The organism is Fischerella sp. PCC 9605, from assembly GCF_000517105.1.
GTDB lineage: Bacteria > Cyanobacteriota > Cyanobacteriia > Cyanobacteriales > Nostocaceae > PCC9605.
On sequence record NZ_KI912148.1, the window covers coordinates 374120 to 393578 of the forward strand.

Consider the following 19459-nt stretch of genomic DNA (forward strand, 5'->3'; position numbering starts at 1 on the left):
ATAAACAGATTAATCCACAGCTAATTTTTTTGGAAAATAAATTGAAAGATGATGGGTTATACCCTCAAAAAATATCTTGTAAATTATTATGTTTTTTATCACAAATAATTTCAGCGAAAATACTTAAAAACGCTGAACGCTATGACTAATAATTGTTACTTGCCAACGGTAATAACAAGCGACTAACCACCCGGCTATCTGGTAATTGATAGAAATGCAATTCTCCACCAAGTTGATGCATGAGTTTTTGGCAGATCGTCAGATGCAGTCCGGGTAGTTGCTCAAGCCTGGAGGGGGCAAGTACATCTTTGGGTGTATCTTGATGGAGTTCTATCAGTAACTGAGGTTCAATACTGCCATTATCTGTAATCGAGACTTCTAATAGGCGTTCATCTAAGCGGCGACACCAGATATCAATTCTGCCCCCACCTGTAGAACGCTGACAGGCAGCAACCAGTAATTCATGCAGAACTAATTCTATTTTGACAACATCGCCAGCGATCGCCAGCGAAGAGTGAGGCAACAAAGAATAGTTTTTCTCTGACTCTTCACCCTCCTCTTTTTGTCCCAAACCATGCACACCTACCCATAACTTTTGTTGTTTGAGTAAATTGTCAACTCGTTCGAGTGATCGTTTCAGCAAACTGGCTATAGGAATACTTTCTAAACTCATCTGCAACTGCCACAGTTCGAGTTTTAACAGTGCCGTCATTGAAGCGGTGGTATTGTCTAACTGTCGCAGCAGTTGCTGATAGCGCATATGAGTAAGTTCATTTGCAGGAATGCCCAAATCGTGCATTTGGGTGAGTAGCTGCGTCACAGTTCTTTGGATATCCTGTAAACGACGATGTTTGTACCAGTTGAGTTGTTGGAGTTCTTCTGTTCTAGACTCAAGCATTTGAGTAATTTGTAGCCATCGCCGCGACCAAGCTAGTTGGCAAACTAGAGTTTCTGTAGCATTGAGACTATCCTCTGACCATTGACGTTCGTAATGGTCTGCTATTACCACCACACCTGTAGGTTGATAATCAGCAGTAGTGCGTAATGCCATTACTAAAATTTGACCGATGCCAGCACCATTCAACCATGTCCTAGTTGTAGGAGGTAAATCATTCACAGTTAGAGGCAAAATACCATCCGTAACTAGTGCCCACTGGATCAAAGCTTCAGTTTGCAGTGGCACTAGTGAGTCCGTGAGAATCTCAAACTGAGAATTGGCAATAACTCCAGATATAATTTTGGCGATATTCTCTCCAGGTTGCCAGGATAGCATTAGCGTTAGGGAACAATTGAGAAAAGATGCAATTTGTTCCAGTGCTGTGCGTTCTAGGTGCTTGAGGGTCTGGGTTGCGGCAGTTTGAGATTGTTCCAGGATGCGGAGGCATTGCTGAAAGCTTTGCAAAATTTTTTGCTGTTGTTCAGTCTGGTAGTGCAACTGCCATTGCCGCATCACTACACCAATTTGTTGACCAACAACCTGTACTAATTCCTTTTCCAAGGATGTCCAACTGCAATGAGCTTCAGTAGCGATCGCTAACAGGATTTTTGGTGCATTACCAACAGCGCAGTTACTAATTAAAAGCGATCGCACCCCATTGGCAATGAAAGGAGGACGCCAGTTAAAAAACCGCAAATCTGAATCTAAATTTTCAATTGCTACCGCCTCAGTTGAACGTAGCAGAAGCTGCCAATCTACATCTTTAAGAGCATCGAGAGTACATGTTAAAGGGCGGCGATTGTACGGTTGAGTTTGGTAAAAAATTTGATAACTATTCTGGTCGGGGTCGTAATGCAACAACAGAAATCGCGTCGCAGCCAAGCGTTGCAAAACTTTTGCGCCACAGTTAGCTAAGATTTCTTGAATATCGCGATCGCTATAAATACCTTGAGCAATTTGACCAGTCAGATAAGCATCATCTTGAATTCTTTGGATAGTAGTTTCTGTCTCCTCTAAAGGGGTGATTAAGGAAATTAACCCAGCAGCACTCTTGACAAAATTTTTATCAGTCTCAGTCCAAATGCGGGCTTCTGTGTTTTCCACTGCCAGAAAGCCCAGCAGCTCCTTTTGCCAGATGATCGGAGCAGCTAAGAGACTACGCACGCCCAGACGTTGCAGCAGCGTCACGGTGAAATTGCTCTGTAGGGAACTGCGCCCTTCTCCAATCCAGACAATTTCATTTACCGATAAAGCAATATAAAAGTCGCTCAATTCATGTACGGTAATTTTCGTTTCTGCTTGCTGACTTTTCTGGAAAAAACTGCTATTGGCATTTCTGTTACTCACCCGTCGCCAAAAGTAATATCCTTCTCGTTCAAACCAGTAAATATTTGTGTGGGTAGGTAAAACAAATTTATGGGTTGCCTCTACTACAGCTTCTAGCCTTTGCTCTAAGTTATTGAGAGTTCGTAGATTTTCCAGCAATTTTAATAATGGCTCGTCAAGGCGCTGGGTTTGCTTGTGCTGCAAATCCATTTCCATTTCATGAAGTGCAGCCCCCAATTCACCTAAAACCATCATCAATCTTGCTCTGGCTTCCCCACTGAGTAAGTAACCCCAGCGTTCATAACCAAGTAGCACCAAGCCCAAACAGCGGTTTTTGTAGCAAATAGGGACAATAATTGTCCCTTGGATATTGAATTTTTGTGCCAATTGCTGCCATCCTTCAACCCGCATTTCAGATCGCAAATCAGCTACACCCAAGGGGCGTTGTTCAATCACTACTTGCTCTAATAAATCCCCAGGATTAAGAACCACCCTTTGTTTTAAAAAACTGGTATCATTACTAGGGGTTGTGCCGCCTTTGCCAAATAACATGTGATTCAGGCGATCGTAAAAGGCAATCCAAATCAGGCTGTAATCAAACTGCTCTTGCAGATAAGAAATTGTGGTAGCAATCAGAGCATCAACATTATCTTCTTCCCTGAGGCTCTGAAGAATACGCCCCAAGGAAAGGATTTGTTGTTCGGCCGCTGTGAGTTTTTGTGGCTGCCTCATCTGATTACCATTAAACATAGCTTGTTAATATTTGACACTCTGTCCTCTAAAATTTGACAGATTCTTGGTATCACTAGACTTCTTGCAGAAGTCGGGGAAAGGGTAGTTTTAACCTTCATGCCCTTTTTTATAAGATGCCCAGAATAACACTCGAACTAAATATGACTATGGTGCTTAATCTCGAATTTTGATAGACGTGACTAACGATTTACGCCTAATGTGAATTAGCTCTCAGTCTCAGTCGGTAATGGCTAATAGGTACTAGGTACTAGGGACAGGGGACAGGGGACTAGGTAGGAGATGAGAATTTTCTCCCAATCACCAATCACCAATCTTATCTATGTTTATCTGTGGTCGATTTCCAAAAAATAATTTTTGCCGTAGTTTTAATTCACATCAGGCCTGACTTCTACGATATGTTAGAAAAAATGGATATTTATCAAGCTTTAATTCGTCCCTTCTTATTCAATTTGCTTAACGCAGATCCGGAGTGGCTGCACTCTTCAACGATTCGCAGTCTTAGTTGGCTGGCAAACAATAGCAGTCCCGGCGCTAGCTGGGCAGCCAAACGCCTACAGCAGTCGCTGTGTCTTGCTGATAAACGCCTAGAACAAAACCTGTTTGGCCTGCACTTCCCCAATCCTGTAGGCTTGGCAGCTGGATTTGATAAAGATGGGGTTGCCACTGATATCTGGTCAAGTCTAGGTTTTGGCTTTGCAGAAGTGGGAACTGTAACTTTTCACGCCCAGCCAGGCAATCCCCATCCTCGCCTGTTTCGTTTGCCTTTAGACAAAGCCGCTCTCAATCGCATGGGCTTTAACAATAGCGGTGCAGCAACAATGGCGGCGCGATTAGCAGAACGTAAGCAACAATTTGCTCCTACAATACCTATAGGTATAAATCTGGGTAAATCTAAGGTAACACCCCTAGAAGAAGCTGCAAGCGATTATCTTAATAGTTTTCGCTTACTCAAGCATCTGGGAGACTACTTTGTTGTTAACGTGTCTTCTCCCAATACACCTGGGTTGCGATCGCTCCAAGATGCAACCATGCTTAGTTCGATCTTGGAGGCACTGCAACAAGAAAATACAACACAAAAGCCTATTTTTGTCAAGATAGCGCCTGATTTGGAATGGGAAGCGATCGCTGACATTATTTGCTTGATAAAAACCTATCTACTGGCGGGAATTATTGCCACTAATACCACTATCCGTCGCGATGGATTGAAAACACGGGTGATTGCCAAAACAGGCAAGTCACCGCAAGAAGAAACTGGTGGAATTAGTGGTGCGCCACTGCGCGATCGCTCCACAGATATTATTAGGTTTATTTGGCAGCAAACACAAGGACAAATGCCGATTATTGGCGTTGGTGGCATTTTTACCCCCGAAGATGCCTGGGAGAAGATTACTGCTGGTGCTTGCCTTATCCAAGTCTATACAGGCTGGATCTACTCTGGCCCAATGATGGTACGCCGTATTCTCGAAGGCTTGCTTGCTAAGTTAGAACAAAATGGATTAAATTCTATCTCCGAAGCAGTTGGTTTAGAAGTAAAAAGTAAAAAGTAAAAACAAAACAATCAAAGTTGTTTCTTTTGCTTTTTGACCTTTAACTTTTACCTTCTTCTAGAGGAAAAAACTCCTTTGTTTTTGGGGAGTATGTCCAGGCGATGCCATCTGGATCTCTGCTACGACTCCACTCAGGAAAATCTGGATCGTCTCGCCGTTTGTATACCGTGCTGGAATAGACATTGAGACGCTTTGCAAGCTCAGATTGAATCAGAGAGCCAAAAATCAACTGTTTTTCTAGTGGTTTTTTAACTTCCTCCTGATGGGTTTGCGGTAATGTTTCAGTTTCGGGTTCTTTTGGTTCTTCCTGCTGAGGTTTGGGAGGCGGTGGTGCTAATAAAGGTTCAATGGTTTTGGCAGCATGTTGGGGAGGAAGTTCTTCTACTGGCTCGCTACTGTCAAAGATACTAGCAAGAGTACTAGCAGTCATAAAGTAATAAACCTTACTGCCTTCCTCAGAGTCAACAATACTGGCACCAAATTCTGACGCTTTTGTATCTAGATAGCGTTTTGCCGTTTCCCCGGAAAAATTACCCTTAATTGCCAAGTCCATCGGCGTGATTCTGCCTTGAGTTTCCCGAATCAATTGATTAAACATCGGATTCACTTGCAGACACCACTTTTGCCATTGGTAGCGCTGCCAAATATTCAAACCTATGATGAGCACAATTGCCGCCAGCCAAATTCGCCAGGTAGCAACTAGGAAAATTATCAAAAACGAGATTGGCAAAAGCAGGACTAGATAACCTTTGCCATAGCCTTCTATTGATTTTTCACTCATGCTGATTTTTGCCAAGTGACTATTAGGGGAAATAATATAATCTTGGCAAAAATTTGTGCAAATGTTTGTAGTTTTTGTTTGTTTGCCAAAAATTTTCCAGGCAAAACCGATTCAGGTTAAGGGCTATACCAGGCAAGAAAGGTAACTCCAGAAGCTACCTGCGACCTATCCTTAGCCATAAAGCGCAAAATCAGGCAAAATTTTTTACTTGAGAAAGTATAGCAAGTAACAATTAGGGTTAATGCTCGAACAGCATGGCAAAACTGGAAAAACAAAGTGTTAAGTAATATAAAGCGACACTAGGTGTATTGCGAGCAAATGAACACTACAATCTAGGACAGGTCGGCGCTGTTCTCAACATCACAATCAAAGAACATCTGCGTAAAGGTCTTATCCATTTGATTGTCTGCGACTTGGATATCATCGCCAAAGGGGTTTGATTTAGAGATGCTGGCTACTACGGGCGAACTATAAATAAAGACGCGGAGAACAAGAGCACGGAGACATTCTCCGTGTCTGTACTTTTTCATGTCAATTTTTTGCAGGTTAACTTAGTTCAAAATTCAAAACTTGCTTTCCAGGACAAATAACTTAGGATTTTTGATAAAATTCTTTACCCTTTTAGGGATAAGCCGGTTGAACTCTCGCACCTGCATTTATTAATTTTTATTAAAGCTAATAGTAGGCAAATAATACCGAATTTATTTTAAATTATATCCTGAGATTTTTCATATCTATCTACTTAGTTAGACGCGATCCAAGAAATATTCAGGCTAGTTTTAAAAATGATATTTTGCAGACATTTGCGATTCGAGAAGTGGCATCAAGCCTTTTGTAAGTAGTCAAAAAATAATTAGATTTGGGCTTATTTTTAGCTCAAATCTTACTCTTGATTGTTCAATCAGGTAAAGTCATTCCGGCAAGAGTGTATATTTCAAACTGTTTACTTCTTGAAAAGTTATAAAATATTCTCCATTACTGACGCAAAACTTGGGAAAAACCGCCAGTAAAGGTTAGATATATTTTTGTTTTTCCTAAATGTCTACAAATTCAAACAAATACAAAAAAATATTCATCAATAAAAACATTATTGGGAAAACAGAAAATGACGTTGAGAGAACGAACTATCAGTAGGAAGCAGAATGTTTCCTTTGTGATTCTGATAGCGGGTGCTGCGGCACTAGGTGGTTTTTTATTTGGTTTTGATACCGCTGTCATTAACGGAGCTGTTTCGGCTTTGAGTCAAGCGTTTAATGCCAACAGTGTAATGACAGGCTTTGCAGTATCCTGTGCGTTGTTAGGGTCTGCTTTGGGAGCTTTTGTAGCAGGACCGATCGCAGATAGACAAGGTCGCCTGAAAACAATGATAATCGCCTCAATTTTATTTACTTTAAGTGCGATCGGTTCAGGAATTGCCTTTACCATTTGGGATTTTATCTTCTGGCGTGCGTTGGGTGGAATTGCAGTAGGGATGGCGAGTGTAATTGCACCAGCCTACATTGCAGAGGTTGCACCAGCTAACTTACGCGGAAGACTTGGTTCACTACAACAACTAGCGATTGTAGTAGGTATTTTTATCGCCCTACTTAGCGACTACTTTATTGCGTTGGGTGCAGGGGGTTCCGCAGCAGCACCATTTTGGTTTGGGATTCCGGCATGGCGTTGGATGTTCTGGACAGAAATCCCTCCAGCAGTTCTTTATGGAGTTTGTGCATTAATAATTCCTGAGTCACCGCGATACTTGGTAGCACAGGGACGACATCAACAAGCAGCGATTGTTCTAGAAAAAGTTGTTGGGGGTGACGTGCAAGCAAAAGTAGAAGATATTCGCCGGACTGTGTTGACGGAACGCAAACCCAAATTCTCCGACCTTTTAAGTCGAAGAGGTGGGTTACTACCAATAGTCTGGATAGGGATGGGGTTGTCTGTACTACAACAGTTTGTTGGTATCAACGTTATTTTCTACTACAGCAGTGTGTTGTGGCAGTCAGTAGGATTCTCAGAAAGGAATTCTCTGCTGATTACGGTGATTACCGGAGTTGTCAATATTGTGACTACCTTGATTGCGATCGCCACTGTAGATAAATTTGGTCGCAAACCCCTTCTTCTGCTGGGTTCCATCGGCATGACGCTAACACTGGGAACTTTGAGCGTTGTGTTTGCCAATGCAGCGATTGACCCTGTAACGGGGAATCCTACGCTACCAGGGACATCGGGAATCATTGCACTGCTGGCAGCGAACTTGTATGTTGTGTTCTTTGGGTTTTCTTGGGGGCCAATTGTTTGGGTGCTATTGGGGGAAATTTTCAATAACAAAATTCGCGCTGCTGCCCTCTCTTTAGCTGCGGCGGTGCAGTGGATTGCTAACTTTATAGTCTCTACTACATTTCCGCCTTTACTCAAGTATTTTGGTCTAGGTTCTGCCTATGGTCTGTATACAATTGCCGCAGCGATTTCTATCTTTTTTGTGGCTTTTTTGATCAGGGAGACCAAGGGGAAAGAATTGGAAGAGATGTAATATCTATGAAGTCTAGATGAAACGCGATCGCTTTTTTAGAGGCGATCGCGCAAATTGGCTTACAAACTTTGGGGATAATTCTGAAACCATTATGATGTAGAGACGCGAAATTTCGCGTCTGGTACAAATCCATTCACTAGCATCTATGCCCTTAGTATGATTTGCAGGCAGTAGGAAAAGTCAGTATACAAGATAGATGCTGCCATACCTGGGAATAGTGAAGATGAAAGATAAAAAACTCTTCATACTTCTCAACAGTCATGACATTTGATTACGACCTGTTTGTCATTGGTGCTGGCCCTGGAGGACTGGCAGCAGCCAAAACAGCAGCCGGATTTGGTGTCCGCGTTGCGATCGCCGAACAAGAAGCCCTCGGTGGTACTTGTGTAAATCGCGGTTGTGTTCCCAAAAAGCTGATCGTTTACGCCGCAGATTTCGCCCTCCACAATCAAATGGCGCACAGTTACGGTTGGAGTGACTGCCAAAGGCACTTTGACTGGACGAATTTTATTAAGTCGGTACACCAGCATGTAGAAGGTATTCACCACTCCTACTTTGAGCAGTTGCAAACCGCTGGAGTTGATCTAATTCGCGGTCATGTCACTTTCAATGATACTCATACAATAAATATTGATGATCGCAAAGTAACAGCTGACAAAATTTTAATTTCTGTCGGCGCACGTCCGATGCAGCCATCCATCCCTGGAATAGAATACACCATCACTTCCCGCGAGATGTTTCACCTTCCGTATTTGCCAGAACGGCTGGCGATTATTGGCGGTGGCTATATTGGTGTAGAATTCGCCAGCATGATGAATGCTTTGGGGTGTGAAGTCACAGTTATTGAAACAGATGAAATGATTTTATCGGGGTTTGATGATGATGTTCGCTCTGGTGTTCAACAGGGCTTGAAAAAACGGGGAATTAAATTTTTCACCAACAGCACAGCTAAAGAAATCAAACACTGTGACGAAGAGGGTTTGTTATTAAATGTAACTGGCGATTCTCCAATCAATATTGCAGCCGATACCATCTTAGTTGCTACAGGTCGTGTTCCCAATACCAAAAATCTTGGTTTGGAAAACGCTGGGGTTGAAGTTGGTGAAAAAGGTGAAATCATAGTTGATGAATATAATTGCACTACCCAGAAGAATATTTTTGCTGTGGGTGACTGCACCAATCGCCTGCAATTAACACCTGTTGCTAAGACAGAAGGCACTGCTTTTGTTAAGACAGTTTTTGGTAACAAGCCCCAAAAAGTGAACTACGATTGTGTGCCATATGCAGTTTTTGCTCGTCCCGAGGCGGCAAGTGCGGGAATGACTGAAGCAAAGGCACGAGAAAAATTTGGTGAATCTGTCAAATGCTACTGCGATCGCTTTCAACCGTTATTTTCTCAGTTCAGTAAACAGGATGAGCAAGCTATGCTCAAGTTAGTTGTAGAAGGCGAATCTGAAAGAATTTTAGGCGCTCATATGGTTGGCGAACACGCTGCTGATATCATTCAAAGTTTAGCCGTGGCGATTCGCAAAGGTATTACCAAGCAAGACTTAGATGATGCAATTGGTATTCACCCAACTACAGTAGAAGAATTCCTAGCGTTAAATTAAATCAAGGGTAAGACTGACAATAAGAGAAAAGGTAAAAGTAAAAGGCAGAGGTAAATTCTTCTCCCTTAGCTTCCTTTTCTCCTGCGTAAGTCTACCAAGGTTTAATTGTTGCTAGAGGAACACCAAATTTTATGACATACGATTACGACCTGTTTGTCATTGGTGCTGGTTCTGGGGGTTTAGCGGCTTCCAAACGCGCTGCTAGCTACGGGGCAAAAGTTGCTATAGCCGAACATGATTTAGTCGGCGGTACTTGTGTTATCCGTGGTTGCATTCCCAAAAAACTGATGGTCTATGGCTCCCACTTTCCAGCATTATTTCACGATGCCGCAGGCTATGGCTGGAAGGTAGGCGAAGCTGAGTTGGACTGGCAATATTTCATTACAGCTATAGATAAGGAAGTACGGCGACTTTCGCAGCTACATATTAGCTTCTTAGAAAAAGCGGGAGTGCAACTCATTCGCAGTCGTGCTACTCTCCTAGATCCGCATACTGTCGAAGTTGATGGCAGCAAAGTTACCGCAGACAAAATTTTAATTGCTGTTGGAGGTCGTCCAATCAAGCCTGATTTGCCAGGAATGGAATATGGTATTACCTCCAATGAAATGTTTCATCTGAAAGAAAAACCGAAGCACATTGCAATTATTGGTGCAGGTTACATCGGCACAGAGTTTGCTTGTATAATGCGCGGTTTGGGATGTGAAGTTACCCAAATTGTCCGTAAAGACCTTATCCTTAAAGGTTTTGATGAAGATATCCGCACTAACATCCAAGAAGGGATGACTCAACATGGTATTAAAATTATCCAAAATACTGTGGTAACGGCAGTTGAAAAAGTACCCGAAGGATTGCAGATCAATTTATCCGGAGAACATACAGAACCTGTAATTGCCGATGTGTTTTTGGTAGCAACTGGTCGTGCCCCAAATGTAGACGAACTGGGTTTGGAAAATGCTGGAGTAGAACTAGTAGATAGTTCTATCGAAGGGCCGGGATACAGCACGATGAACGCGATCGCTGTTAATGAGTACAGTCAAACCTCTCAAGCTAATATCTTTGCAGTCGGTGATGTTACTGACCGCATGAATTTAACTCCAGTTGCAATTGGGGAAGGTCGGGCTTTTGCAGATAGTGAATTCGGTGATAACCGTCGTGTATTCAGTCACGAAAATGTGGCAACAGCCGTATTTTCCACACCTGAGGCAGCTACAGTTGGTTTGACAGAAGCCCAAGCCCGGCAAAAGTTGGGAGATGACGGAGTAAAAATATATCGCACTCGCTTCCGTCCGTTGTTCCACAGTTTGACAGGTGCTGAAGAAAGAACAATGATGAAGTTAGTGGTAGATGCCAATACCGATAAAGTGCTAGGCGCGCACATGGTAGGAGAAAATGCAGGTGAGATAATTCAAGGTGTAGCGATCGCCGTCAAAATGGGCGCAACTAAAAAAGATTTTGACGCCACTGTCGGTATTCATCCCACAGCAGCAGAAGAATTTGTCACAATGCGGTAATTGTTATTTGTTGGTAGTTGGTAGTTGGTTGTTGATAGTTGGTTATTGTTGACTACTAACTACTAACCACTAACTACTAACTAACTAATTACAAAAGCTGAATGTCTAGCAAATATATCTACCTTCACGGCTTTGCATCGAGTCCTAATTCTGCCAAAGCCTGTTACATATGCGATCGCTTTGCAGAATGCAATATCAAGCTGCAAGTTCCAGATTTAAATTTTGGGGATTTTTCCCATCTGACAATTACGCGGCAGATCAAACAAGTTGCCGCTGAATTTCCCTCAAATTCTGCACCAGTAACTCTAATTGGTTCAAGTTTGGGCGGATTGACAGCTGCCCATATAGGACAGCAACACCCACAGGTGCAGCGACTAGTTTTGCTAGCACCAGCCTTTGGGTTTTTATCCCATTGGCTGCCGCAGCTAGGGGATGAACAAGTGCAGCGCTGGCAGCAAGAAAAATATCTAATGGTTTACCACTACGGAGAAGGGCGATCGCTTCCCTTGAGTTACGATTTTGTAACCGATGCCGCTCAATACCAAGAAGAAATGTTACAACGCTCTATCCCAACTCTTATTCTACATGGAAAAAATGATGAGGTTATCTCAATCCAAGCCAGTCGGGATTTTGCCAAATCGCGTCCTTGGGTAGAGTTAGTAGAACTCAACAGTGACCATGCCCTAGCTAACGTCATGGCAGAAATTTGGCAGGCAATTCGGCAGTTCTGCCAACTACCTTAAAGTTGTATAATGCTCAGTCCTCAGCGTAATGTTCTTTGTTTCTTGCTGATGACCAATGACTCTTGACCCTTGACTCTTGACCCTTGACTCTTGACTCTTGACTCTTGACTAATTATGCTGCCATTCATTCGCTCAGATTTAGCCCAATTTACCGCTTACAAACCGCACCCCAGCAGCGGTACTGCCCAACCAGTCTCATCACAGACTCAGTTGGATCGTCTAGATACGAATGAGAGTCCCTATGATTTGCCACCAGAGTTAAAAGAAAAACTGGCATGGACTTATCAACAGGTCATTGAGACTAACCGTTATCCCGATGGTGGACATGAAGAACTTAAGAATGCGATCGCTGAGTACATCAATGAATCAGCTAGTCTAGGGACTTCTGTTTTTACTACCGCTAATATTTCTGTTGGTAATGGTTCAGATGAACTCATCCGTTCAATATTAATTGCTAGCTGTCTTGGAGAAGGGTCAATTCTCGTCGCTAATCCCACCTTTTCTATGTACGCCATATTGGCGCAAGTTTTGAGCATCCCTGTGGTGCAAGTAACTAGAAATGAAGCGAATTTTGAAATTGATTTAACAGCAGCACAAACTGCCATAGAACAAACTCAAAACCCCCCTATTCGGGCAGTTTTTGTAGTTCATCCCAATTCTCCTACTGCCAATGCCTTAACTACGGCAGAGTTGGCATGGTTAAGGAGTCTGCCAGAGCATATTTTAGTAGTAATTGATGAAGCTTACTTTGAATTTAGTCAGACTACTTTAGTAAATGAATTGTCACACCGTCCTAACTGGGTAATACTACGCACATTTTCTAAAGCTTTCCGATTGGCAGCCATGCGTGTTGGCTATTGCATTGCCCATCCTGAATTAATAACCATTATAGAAAAAGTCCGCTTACCCTACAATCTTCCCAGTTTTTCAATCACGTCAGCATTAGTTGCTTTGCAAAACCGTAAACTTTTGCTCAATTCAATATCACAAACACTCTCTGAACGAGCCAAACTGATCGAAACTCTCTCACAACAACCAGAATTACAAGTTTGGGATAGTGCTACTAACTTTATTTACCTGCGTCTCAAACAAAATCACTCTCACCCACAAGACGCTGCTTTAAAAAATCTCAACCAAAAACTTAAGGCTAATGGTACTCTTATCCGGGAAATTAGCGGAGGATTGCGAATAACCGTAGGAACTCCTCAAGAAAATATCCGCACACTAACAAGATTGCAAGCTGCTTTGACAGGCTTGAAATCTGAGCAATTAACTCAGTAACTACACCCACTGTCTAGATCGCTGCCCAAATGGCGTACTATTGAAACAGTTTGTGGCAGCACACCCACTAAAAGGGCAAATGCCTCATTCGGCAATTTATTCACTATCTCCAGTGGAAAGTATTGTTCAAATTGATCGAGAATCTTTTGAACTCGCTGACCAGGAACCGGGTTTTCTGTAATTTGTTTAATCAACCTAATCCACTGTCGCCGAATCAAGAAAGCTTTCTGGCGTTCTTCATTAGTTTCGGGAGTCAATAATGACAGATTTCCTATTGGCAATGCTCCTTGACAATCGCGATCGTATTCGCCACCTACTGCTGCTCCTGGTCCAGCAAACTCCGCATGATAGCGTTTAAAGAGTATTAATCCATTGCGTCTTCGACTGTTAACAATGAAAACTTTTTCGCTCAGCAGCTTTGTCAGGATATCCGAGCCATAGGATTGCTCAGTTCCATCTGGCATGACAATATAGTCAAGGAAACTGGTGTCAGGGTAATAAGTAGATACCATAGCGGTCTGATAGCGTGGGTGTTTGTCGCTATCCATCTTTTTTCAAAATGGAGATGAATCTAGTACTCGTTTGCAATTAAATAGAGAAACTACTATTCAATCAAAGTTTTGGTTTTTTCTTATTATGAAGACTTTTTGGTCGTCAATGTAGCTATGATAAAATTAAATAGAACTGATTCAAGATTTGAGTAATCATATTTTATGAGATTTGATTTGATTTGTCTGCAACTATAGGTGTGTTTTTTTAAAGTTTTTATAAAGATGAGTAATTTTAATAAAAAGTTATTGTAAGGAAATGAGGGTTTATTTATAGTATTTTCGCTGATTATAAAATCATAATCTATCTGATAGCAACAAATGTTTTTCATTTAGATTTTATTCTACATATAATAAAGATTTCACAATTACAACATCGAAGAAATCAAATTATTCAATAATATATATTTTTGTTTTGATATATTAATAAGTGTATCAAAACAAAAGCTCTAGATAAAGTTGTTTGGGAAAGTAATAACAAAAAATTTGATTTTTTCAAAAAAAAACTACCTCATAAATTCACTATATAGCTAATGTCATCATTAAATGGCTATCAAACAATATAGATATTATTTTAATCAATTTAATATAGAGTTATGCAAATTGCCAAAGCAAGAATTAGCTAAAAAATAAGTATATTTGCCTGAGAATAGCTGGATACTCTATCAGATGAATTGGTTCTCTGATTTGCAAAACTTATGAAAGCTTGCTTGCCAAAGTAGTGGCAATATCCAAATTTGTCCAAATTTACTTATACAAACAGAAAGCTAGCTTGTTGAATTCAGTAAAAGATGCTTATGCAATAATATCTGCTGTGAGCGTTTAAAAAGGAATGTATTCCAATTAGATTCAACCTTATGTACTCGATATCCGAACTTAAAATAAAGTTGCTGTGCCTGATGGTTATTTTCCAAAACATGGAGATATATGTCTTCAAATCCCCATTCTCTAGCAACTTTATCACTAGCTTCAAGTAGCTGTGAAGCAGCACCTTGTCTGCGATATTTTGAGCAAACTGCTAAATTAGACAGATAAGGAAAACTTCTGCCAGCCTCAGTCCAATAATCGCTGAATCGCACACCTAATTCTACAGTGCCAGCTATGTTATTAGCTGTACCAGCAGTAGTATCAACAGCAACTAAGCAGACGTGATGGGGTGCAGGTGATGCCAGACGGTGTCTTAAATCTTCGTAAATACCCAGACGTAGCAAAGGAAAAGCCCATCCCCAGAAACCTTTTTGGGAATGAAAGCTTTCAGCAATAATTTGGGCAACTTCAGTCAAATCAGCAGGTGTAGCCGCACGGATTAGGAACCGACAGGAAGTTTGCTTGGCGGATGCTGTGACTGGCTGTTGATGGGATTGTTGGAAAAACCAAGGTGTCAAGGCTAGTTTCGTGTTGAATTGATAGAACGAAAATCTTCAAATATCCTAAAACAGCATCCAACCTGTGTGAAAACTCAGAACTACTAAGTTCATTCAACTTGGCGCTAGAAGGGTTTATGAGAAAGTGGTTGATTGCCCTTACCACTAAAATCTAAGATACTACAATTAGTTGGCAGAGGTTAAAGCTTCCTTATTGACAGTAAACGCTTTAAGTCGGCGAAGCCAACGCCAGTCGCTACAACGGAGAGAGAACTTCCCTACTCTACGAGAAGTGGGAGTGGCAGGTAAGTGCGTCTACACAGTCGCCTGAAGAGGGAAACCCTCGCGCAGCGCTGATTCACCCTGATGTGCTGGCTCCCCAAGGCGGTGATTCCCCTACATTATCTCAATATTATGACCTAATCCTAATTCATATTTAGGGGTTGTAGACCTCATGCCGCATTTGATCGAATTAATATCCCTAATACCTAACCCCTACTTAAGCTAATACTATCAGTTGCCTTGCCGCTCATCCTGATGGCTAAATTATAAATGGCTATTTGTCTGATAGTATACTTTGCCTATTCATCTTATTATTGTAAGGTTGCTAACTTGATAATGACTGTCATAAATAAAATTTACCTAAAAGTGTTAGTGTCGGTGCTGCCACGGGAAAAATTAATATGCAGCTTCAGTTGGATTTTTCAGCCAGTCTGGATTGCTGTGTATGATATACGACAGTTCTCACTGGAGGTGAGAAGAGATGTGGCAAGCAAAGACAAATTCTGTAAGACTAACACTGAGCATAAAACTAATTGGGGTGCACCAGAGCAAATGGCAATCGGCTTATGACTGTAAGCTAATCTTCTTCCTGTCAGCAGTCATGTAGGCAAACGGCCTAGGTCGTCGAAATGCTCTGCTCTTACCTGAGTCAGTTTCATCTCTATCTGATCAGATTATTGTTTATCCCACTGCCTTTGCAGCAGGAAAGCGGTGCATGAAATCCCAAGCAAACAATAAGCCTAAAATTTTAGTTGTCGATGACGAACCTGACAACCTTGACTTGCTTTACCGCACCTTTTATCGCGACTATAAGGTATTGAGGGCGAGTTCTGGCCCAGCTGCATTGGATCTGCTGGCGCAAGAGGGAGATGTATCAGTAATCATCTCTGACCAGCGAATGCCGATGATGAGCGGTACAGAATTTTTAAGTCTGACAGCAACTCAGTATCCCGACATTATCCGCATTATTTTGACTGGCTATACAGATGTCGAAGACTTGGTAGAAGCCATCAACTCTGGTAAGGTATTCAAATACGTCACCAAACCGTGGGAAGCAGAGGAACTCAAAGCAGTAGTGCGCCAAGCCTTGGATACCCACAATGTCCTCAAAGCCCGCACTCGTGAACTGACTCGCACACTTCGTCAGGAATCCCTGCTCAACACCGTCACAAATACGATTCGAGGTGCTTTAGATTATCGACAAATTCTGCAAACAATTGTGGACACAGTTGGTCATATGCTGGAAGTGGATGTTTGCCTCTTACGTCCTTTCCAGGATAACCAGCTGGTAGACGAAGGATTTATTTACCAGAAGGCGCTCTCTCAAAGAGTGGGAGAGTGGGAGAGGGGGAGAGGGGGAGAGGGGGAGACATCCCGATGGGGAGATGGGGAGATTGGGAGATGGGGAGAAAAAAGCACCCCATCACCCCACCACCCCACTACCCCATCACCTCTGTTGGCTCAGACAGTCTGGGAAACCCGGGAAGCACAGATAATTAATGATGTAACAAGCGATGAACGCATCCAGGGTGATACTCCCAAATTGCGATCGCGTGCCGCTGCTTTTGCTGAAGCTAATATTTGTTCTAGCTTGGTTGTGCCTCTAATCTGCCGACAAGAACTAATGGCTGTGCTGGCACTGCACCAATGCCATGCGCCCCGCGTCTGGAGTGATGACGAAGTGCAGTTGGTGACGGTTGTAGCAGATCAAGCAGCCCTAGCTTTGTCTCAGGCTTATGCTTACGAGCAAGTACGCGCCCTTGCTCAACGGGAAGCCCTAATTAATACGATTACCAGTGCTATTCGCTCTAGCCTAGACCCACAAGATATCTTTGCAGCTATCACCCAACAATTAGGGCAAGCCTTGCAAGTGGATGGCTGTGTTCTGTCTTTATGGACAGAAGATGATGAGTTTGTCCGTTGCGTGGGCTTATATGACAGTTCTGAAGATGCAGCAACTAAAAAGCCAATAGATACCGAGGAAATCGGCGCTCCCAACTTACCTCAATCTCAAGCACCGATCAAAGGAAATCCAATTCTGCAAGAAATGTTACGGACGCAAGAGCCGGCGATCGTTGCTGACATGAGTGAGTGTTCACCAGAGATCAAGGGATTTGATTTGCCTTTACGAGTGCCAGCCCGATCGCTCATGGTAGTTCCCTTACTTGCTGATGGTAAAAGCATCGGTAGTATTACTCTACGTCAAGGTAATAAAGCGCGTCAGTGGTTAACTTCAGAAATTGAGTTAGCAAAAGCGGTAGCAGCGCAAGCGGCGATCGCAGTGCAACAATCTCACTTGTACCAAAAAACCCGCGAGCAAGCGGAACGTTTACTGGAACTAGATAAACAAAAAACCGAATTCTTCCAAAATATCTCCCACGAATTCCGTACGCCCATTACCCTCATTCAAGGGCCGTTAGAGTCGGCCGTAGCTTCTAAAGAGGGGTTATCTTACGAACAAAGTGCGATCGCCCTGCGTAATTCCCGTCGCCTGTTGCGATTGGTAAATCAACTTCTGGATCTGCAACGCTTAGATGCAGGTCGAATGCAGCCGAATTTTCGTCCCTGCGATTTAGTCGAATTTGTTAGCCAAATTGTCGAGTCGTTCCGCCCTTACTGTGAGAAAAAGGGATTGCATCTAGTCAATGAGACGAGTGAATGTCTAAGAGTGTACTTGGACATGGAAAAATTCGATAAGGTGGTTTACAATCTCCTGTCTAATGCCATGAAATTTACTCCCGAAGGTGGCACTATTACTGTGGGAGTAAAATCTCATGGTGATAATTGTATCTTGACAGTAAAAGACACTGGTATCGGCATTCTTCAAAAACAAATCCCCCTGCTGTTTGAACGTTTCCGTCAAGCTGAAGGTTCAGAAAACCGCTCCTATGAAGGTACGGGTTTGGGTTTAGCTTTAGTCAAAGAATTGGTGGAACTCCACGGTGGTAAAGTTACCGTGGAATCAGTTTATGGTGAAGGCACTACTTTTAGCGTCTGGTTGCTTGCTGGTAGCACTCACCTACCTCAGAGTCAGGTCATGGATGCACCTGCTGAAGTTAATATTAGCCGTGCTGCTATAGAGTTGGCGGATTTAGAGCTGATAGAAGAGGAAATGAGGAGTGGAAGAGAGACAGAGGAGGGGAACACTGATTTTTCTACTTTCCCCCACTCCTCAATCCTAGTGGTAGACGACAATCCAGATCTGCGAACCTATGTATCCAGTATTCTCCGCAACAGTGGGTATCAAGTGCAGACAGCGCGTAATGGTTTAGAAGGATTCCGGTTCGCTAAGGAAATTGTACCTAGCTTAATTGTCAGCGACTTGATGATGCCCTTGGTATCAGGACTAGAGATGATTAAGATGATCCGTAACGAGGAGAAATTGAAAGGAACGCCAATTATCCTGTTAACGGCAAAAGTGGATGAAGAAACTCGCATTGAAGGTACAGAACGTGGTGCAGATGCTTATTTAGCCAAGCCATTTAATGACCGAGAACTTTTGGCAGAAGTACGAAATCTCCTGGCCTTAAAAGAAAATGAACGACGAGTTGTAGAGCTAAATACTTATCTGACTGAATCGGTACTCCAGCGCTTTTTACCTCCGGCTTTGGTGCAAAAAGCCGCAGCCGGAGATTTAGTCTTGGATTTGCGACCGGAACCGCGCTTAATTACAGTTTTATTCAGTGATATTGTCGGTTTTACCCAGCTAGCAAATACCCTCAGATCGCGACGGGTAGCAGAGTTGCTGAATCAATATTTAGAAGTAATGACCAGAGCGGTGTTTGATAACGGCGGCACTGTGGATAAATTTATGGGAGATGCCATTCTAGCTTTGTTTGGAGCGCCGGAAGAACTGACACCTAATGAACAGGTGCGACGTGCCGTCAATACAGCAAGAGCAATGCTGCGATCGCTAGAACAGTTAAACGAACACTGGCGAGAGCAAGGTGTTTTCGACACTACCGAACGTCAGAGCGTGCAGTTTCGCTGTGGTATCCACCAAGGTACTGCTGTTGTAGGTATGTTTGGTAGTGTTGAACGCGCCGACTATACAGCAATTGGCCCAAGCGTAAATATTGCTGCTAGGTTGCAACAAGCAGCAGCTCCTGGTACTATCTTGGTTTCTGCTGCCGTCGCGGATTATTTGCAAGAAGAAGAAATTATTAAAGGTAGTCCGCTAGAACTAAAAGGAGTAGATGAAACTGTTCTTACCTTCGCCCTAACACCAGAACTAATGGCTAATCGGTGAAGTACCCCG

12 protein-coding genes are annotated in these 19459 nt (G+C 42.7%); 8 read left to right on the forward strand and 4 right to left on the reverse strand.

Going from position 1 to position 19459, the window contains the following annotated elements:
- Positions 1 to 145 precede the first annotated feature (145 nt).
- The gene (locus tag FIS9605_RS0104030; protein WP_026731435.1) at positions 146 to 2995 is read right to left on the reverse strand and encodes a sensor histidine kinase; all 2850 of its coding nucleotides are present in this window, start codon (positions 2993 to 2995) and stop codon (positions 146 to 148) included.
- 428 nt (positions 2996 to 3423) lie between these two features.
- On the opposite strand from FIS9605_RS0104030, the gene FIS9605_RS0104035 reads away from it, so the two are divergent.
- Complete coding sequence (locus tag FIS9605_RS0104035; RefSeq protein ID WP_026731436.1) at positions 3424 to 4563, forward strand: quinone-dependent dihydroorotate dehydrogenase; 1140 nt, start codon at positions 3424 to 3426, stop codon at positions 4561 to 4563.
- Between the two features lie 40 nt (positions 4564 to 4603).
- On the opposite strand, the gene FIS9605_RS0104040 is transcribed toward FIS9605_RS0104035, so the two are convergent.
- The gene (locus tag FIS9605_RS0104040) at positions 4604 to 5344 is read right to left on the reverse strand and encodes a hypothetical protein (protein ID WP_026731437.1); all 741 of its coding nucleotides are present in this window, start codon (positions 5342 to 5344) and stop codon (positions 4604 to 4606) included.
- A 1105-nt stretch (positions 5345 to 6449) separates the two neighbouring features.
- On the opposite strand from FIS9605_RS0104040, the gene FIS9605_RS0104055 reads away from it, so the two are divergent.
- The 5 genes from FIS9605_RS0104055 to FIS9605_RS0104075 all read left to right on the forward strand — a co-directional run bounded on the left by FIS9605_RS0104055 (position 6450) and on the right by FIS9605_RS0104075 (position 13007).
- Positions 6450 to 7862 carry a sugar porter family MFS transporter gene (locus FIS9605_RS0104055; RefSeq protein ID WP_035139390.1) on the forward strand — a complete coding sequence of 471 codons (1413 nt, stop codon included), beginning with the start codon at positions 6450 to 6452 and terminating at the stop codon, positions 7860 to 7862.
- 260 nt (positions 7863 to 8122) lie between these two features.
- The gene (gene gorA / locus FIS9605_RS0104060) at positions 8123 to 9472 is read left to right on the forward strand and encodes a glutathione-disulfide reductase (RefSeq protein WP_026731440.1); all 1350 of its coding nucleotides are present in this window, start codon (positions 8123 to 8125) and stop codon (positions 9470 to 9472) included.
- 131 nt (positions 9473 to 9603) lie between these two features.
- Positions 9604 to 10983 carry a glutathione-disulfide reductase gene (gene gor / locus FIS9605_RS0104065; protein WP_026731441.1) on the forward strand — a complete coding sequence of 460 codons (1380 nt, stop codon included), beginning with the start codon at positions 9604 to 9606 and terminating at the stop codon, positions 10981 to 10983.
- Between the two features lie 101 nt (positions 10984 to 11084).
- A complete protein-coding gene (locus FIS9605_RS0104070; RefSeq protein WP_026731442.1) occupies positions 11085 to 11726 on the forward strand; it encodes a YqiA/YcfP family alpha/beta fold hydrolase in 642 nt (213 codons plus the stop codon).
- 114 nt (positions 11727 to 11840) lie between these two features.
- A complete protein-coding gene (locus FIS9605_RS0104075) occupies positions 11841 to 13007 on the forward strand; it encodes a histidinol-phosphate transaminase (RefSeq protein ID WP_026731443.1) in 1167 nt (388 codons plus the stop codon).
- On the opposite strand, the gene FIS9605_RS0104080 is transcribed toward FIS9605_RS0104075, so the two are convergent.
- Both FIS9605_RS0104080 and FIS9605_RS0104085 read right to left on the reverse strand, forming a co-directional pair.
- Entirely contained in the window at positions 13001 to 13555 is a 555-nt protein-coding gene (locus FIS9605_RS0104080) for a hypothetical protein (protein WP_026731444.1), read from the reverse strand. The two genes, FIS9605_RS0104075 and FIS9605_RS0104080, sit on opposite strands and share 7 nt — an antisense overlap.
- A gap of 767 nt (positions 13556 to 14322) precedes the next feature.
- Positions 14323 to 14940, reverse strand: a complete 618-nt coding sequence (locus tag FIS9605_RS0104085; RefSeq protein WP_026731445.1) for a GNAT family N-acetyltransferase — start codon at positions 14938 to 14940, stop codon at positions 14323 to 14325.
- Positions 14941 to 15537: 597 nt separating this feature from the next.
- Between FIS9605_RS0104085 and FIS9605_RS43870 the strand changes: the two genes are divergently transcribed.
- Positions 15538 to 15771: a hypothetical protein gene (locus tag FIS9605_RS43870; protein ID WP_026731446.1), complete on the forward strand. Its 234-nt coding sequence runs from the start codon at positions 15538 to 15540 to the stop codon at positions 15769 to 15771.
- Between the two features lie 145 nt (positions 15772 to 15916).
- The gene (locus tag FIS9605_RS0104095) at positions 15917 to 19450 is read left to right on the forward strand and encodes a response regulator (protein WP_026731447.1); all 3534 of its coding nucleotides are present in this window, start codon (positions 15917 to 15919) and stop codon (positions 19448 to 19450) included.
- Positions 19451 to 19459: the final 9 nt, after the last annotated feature.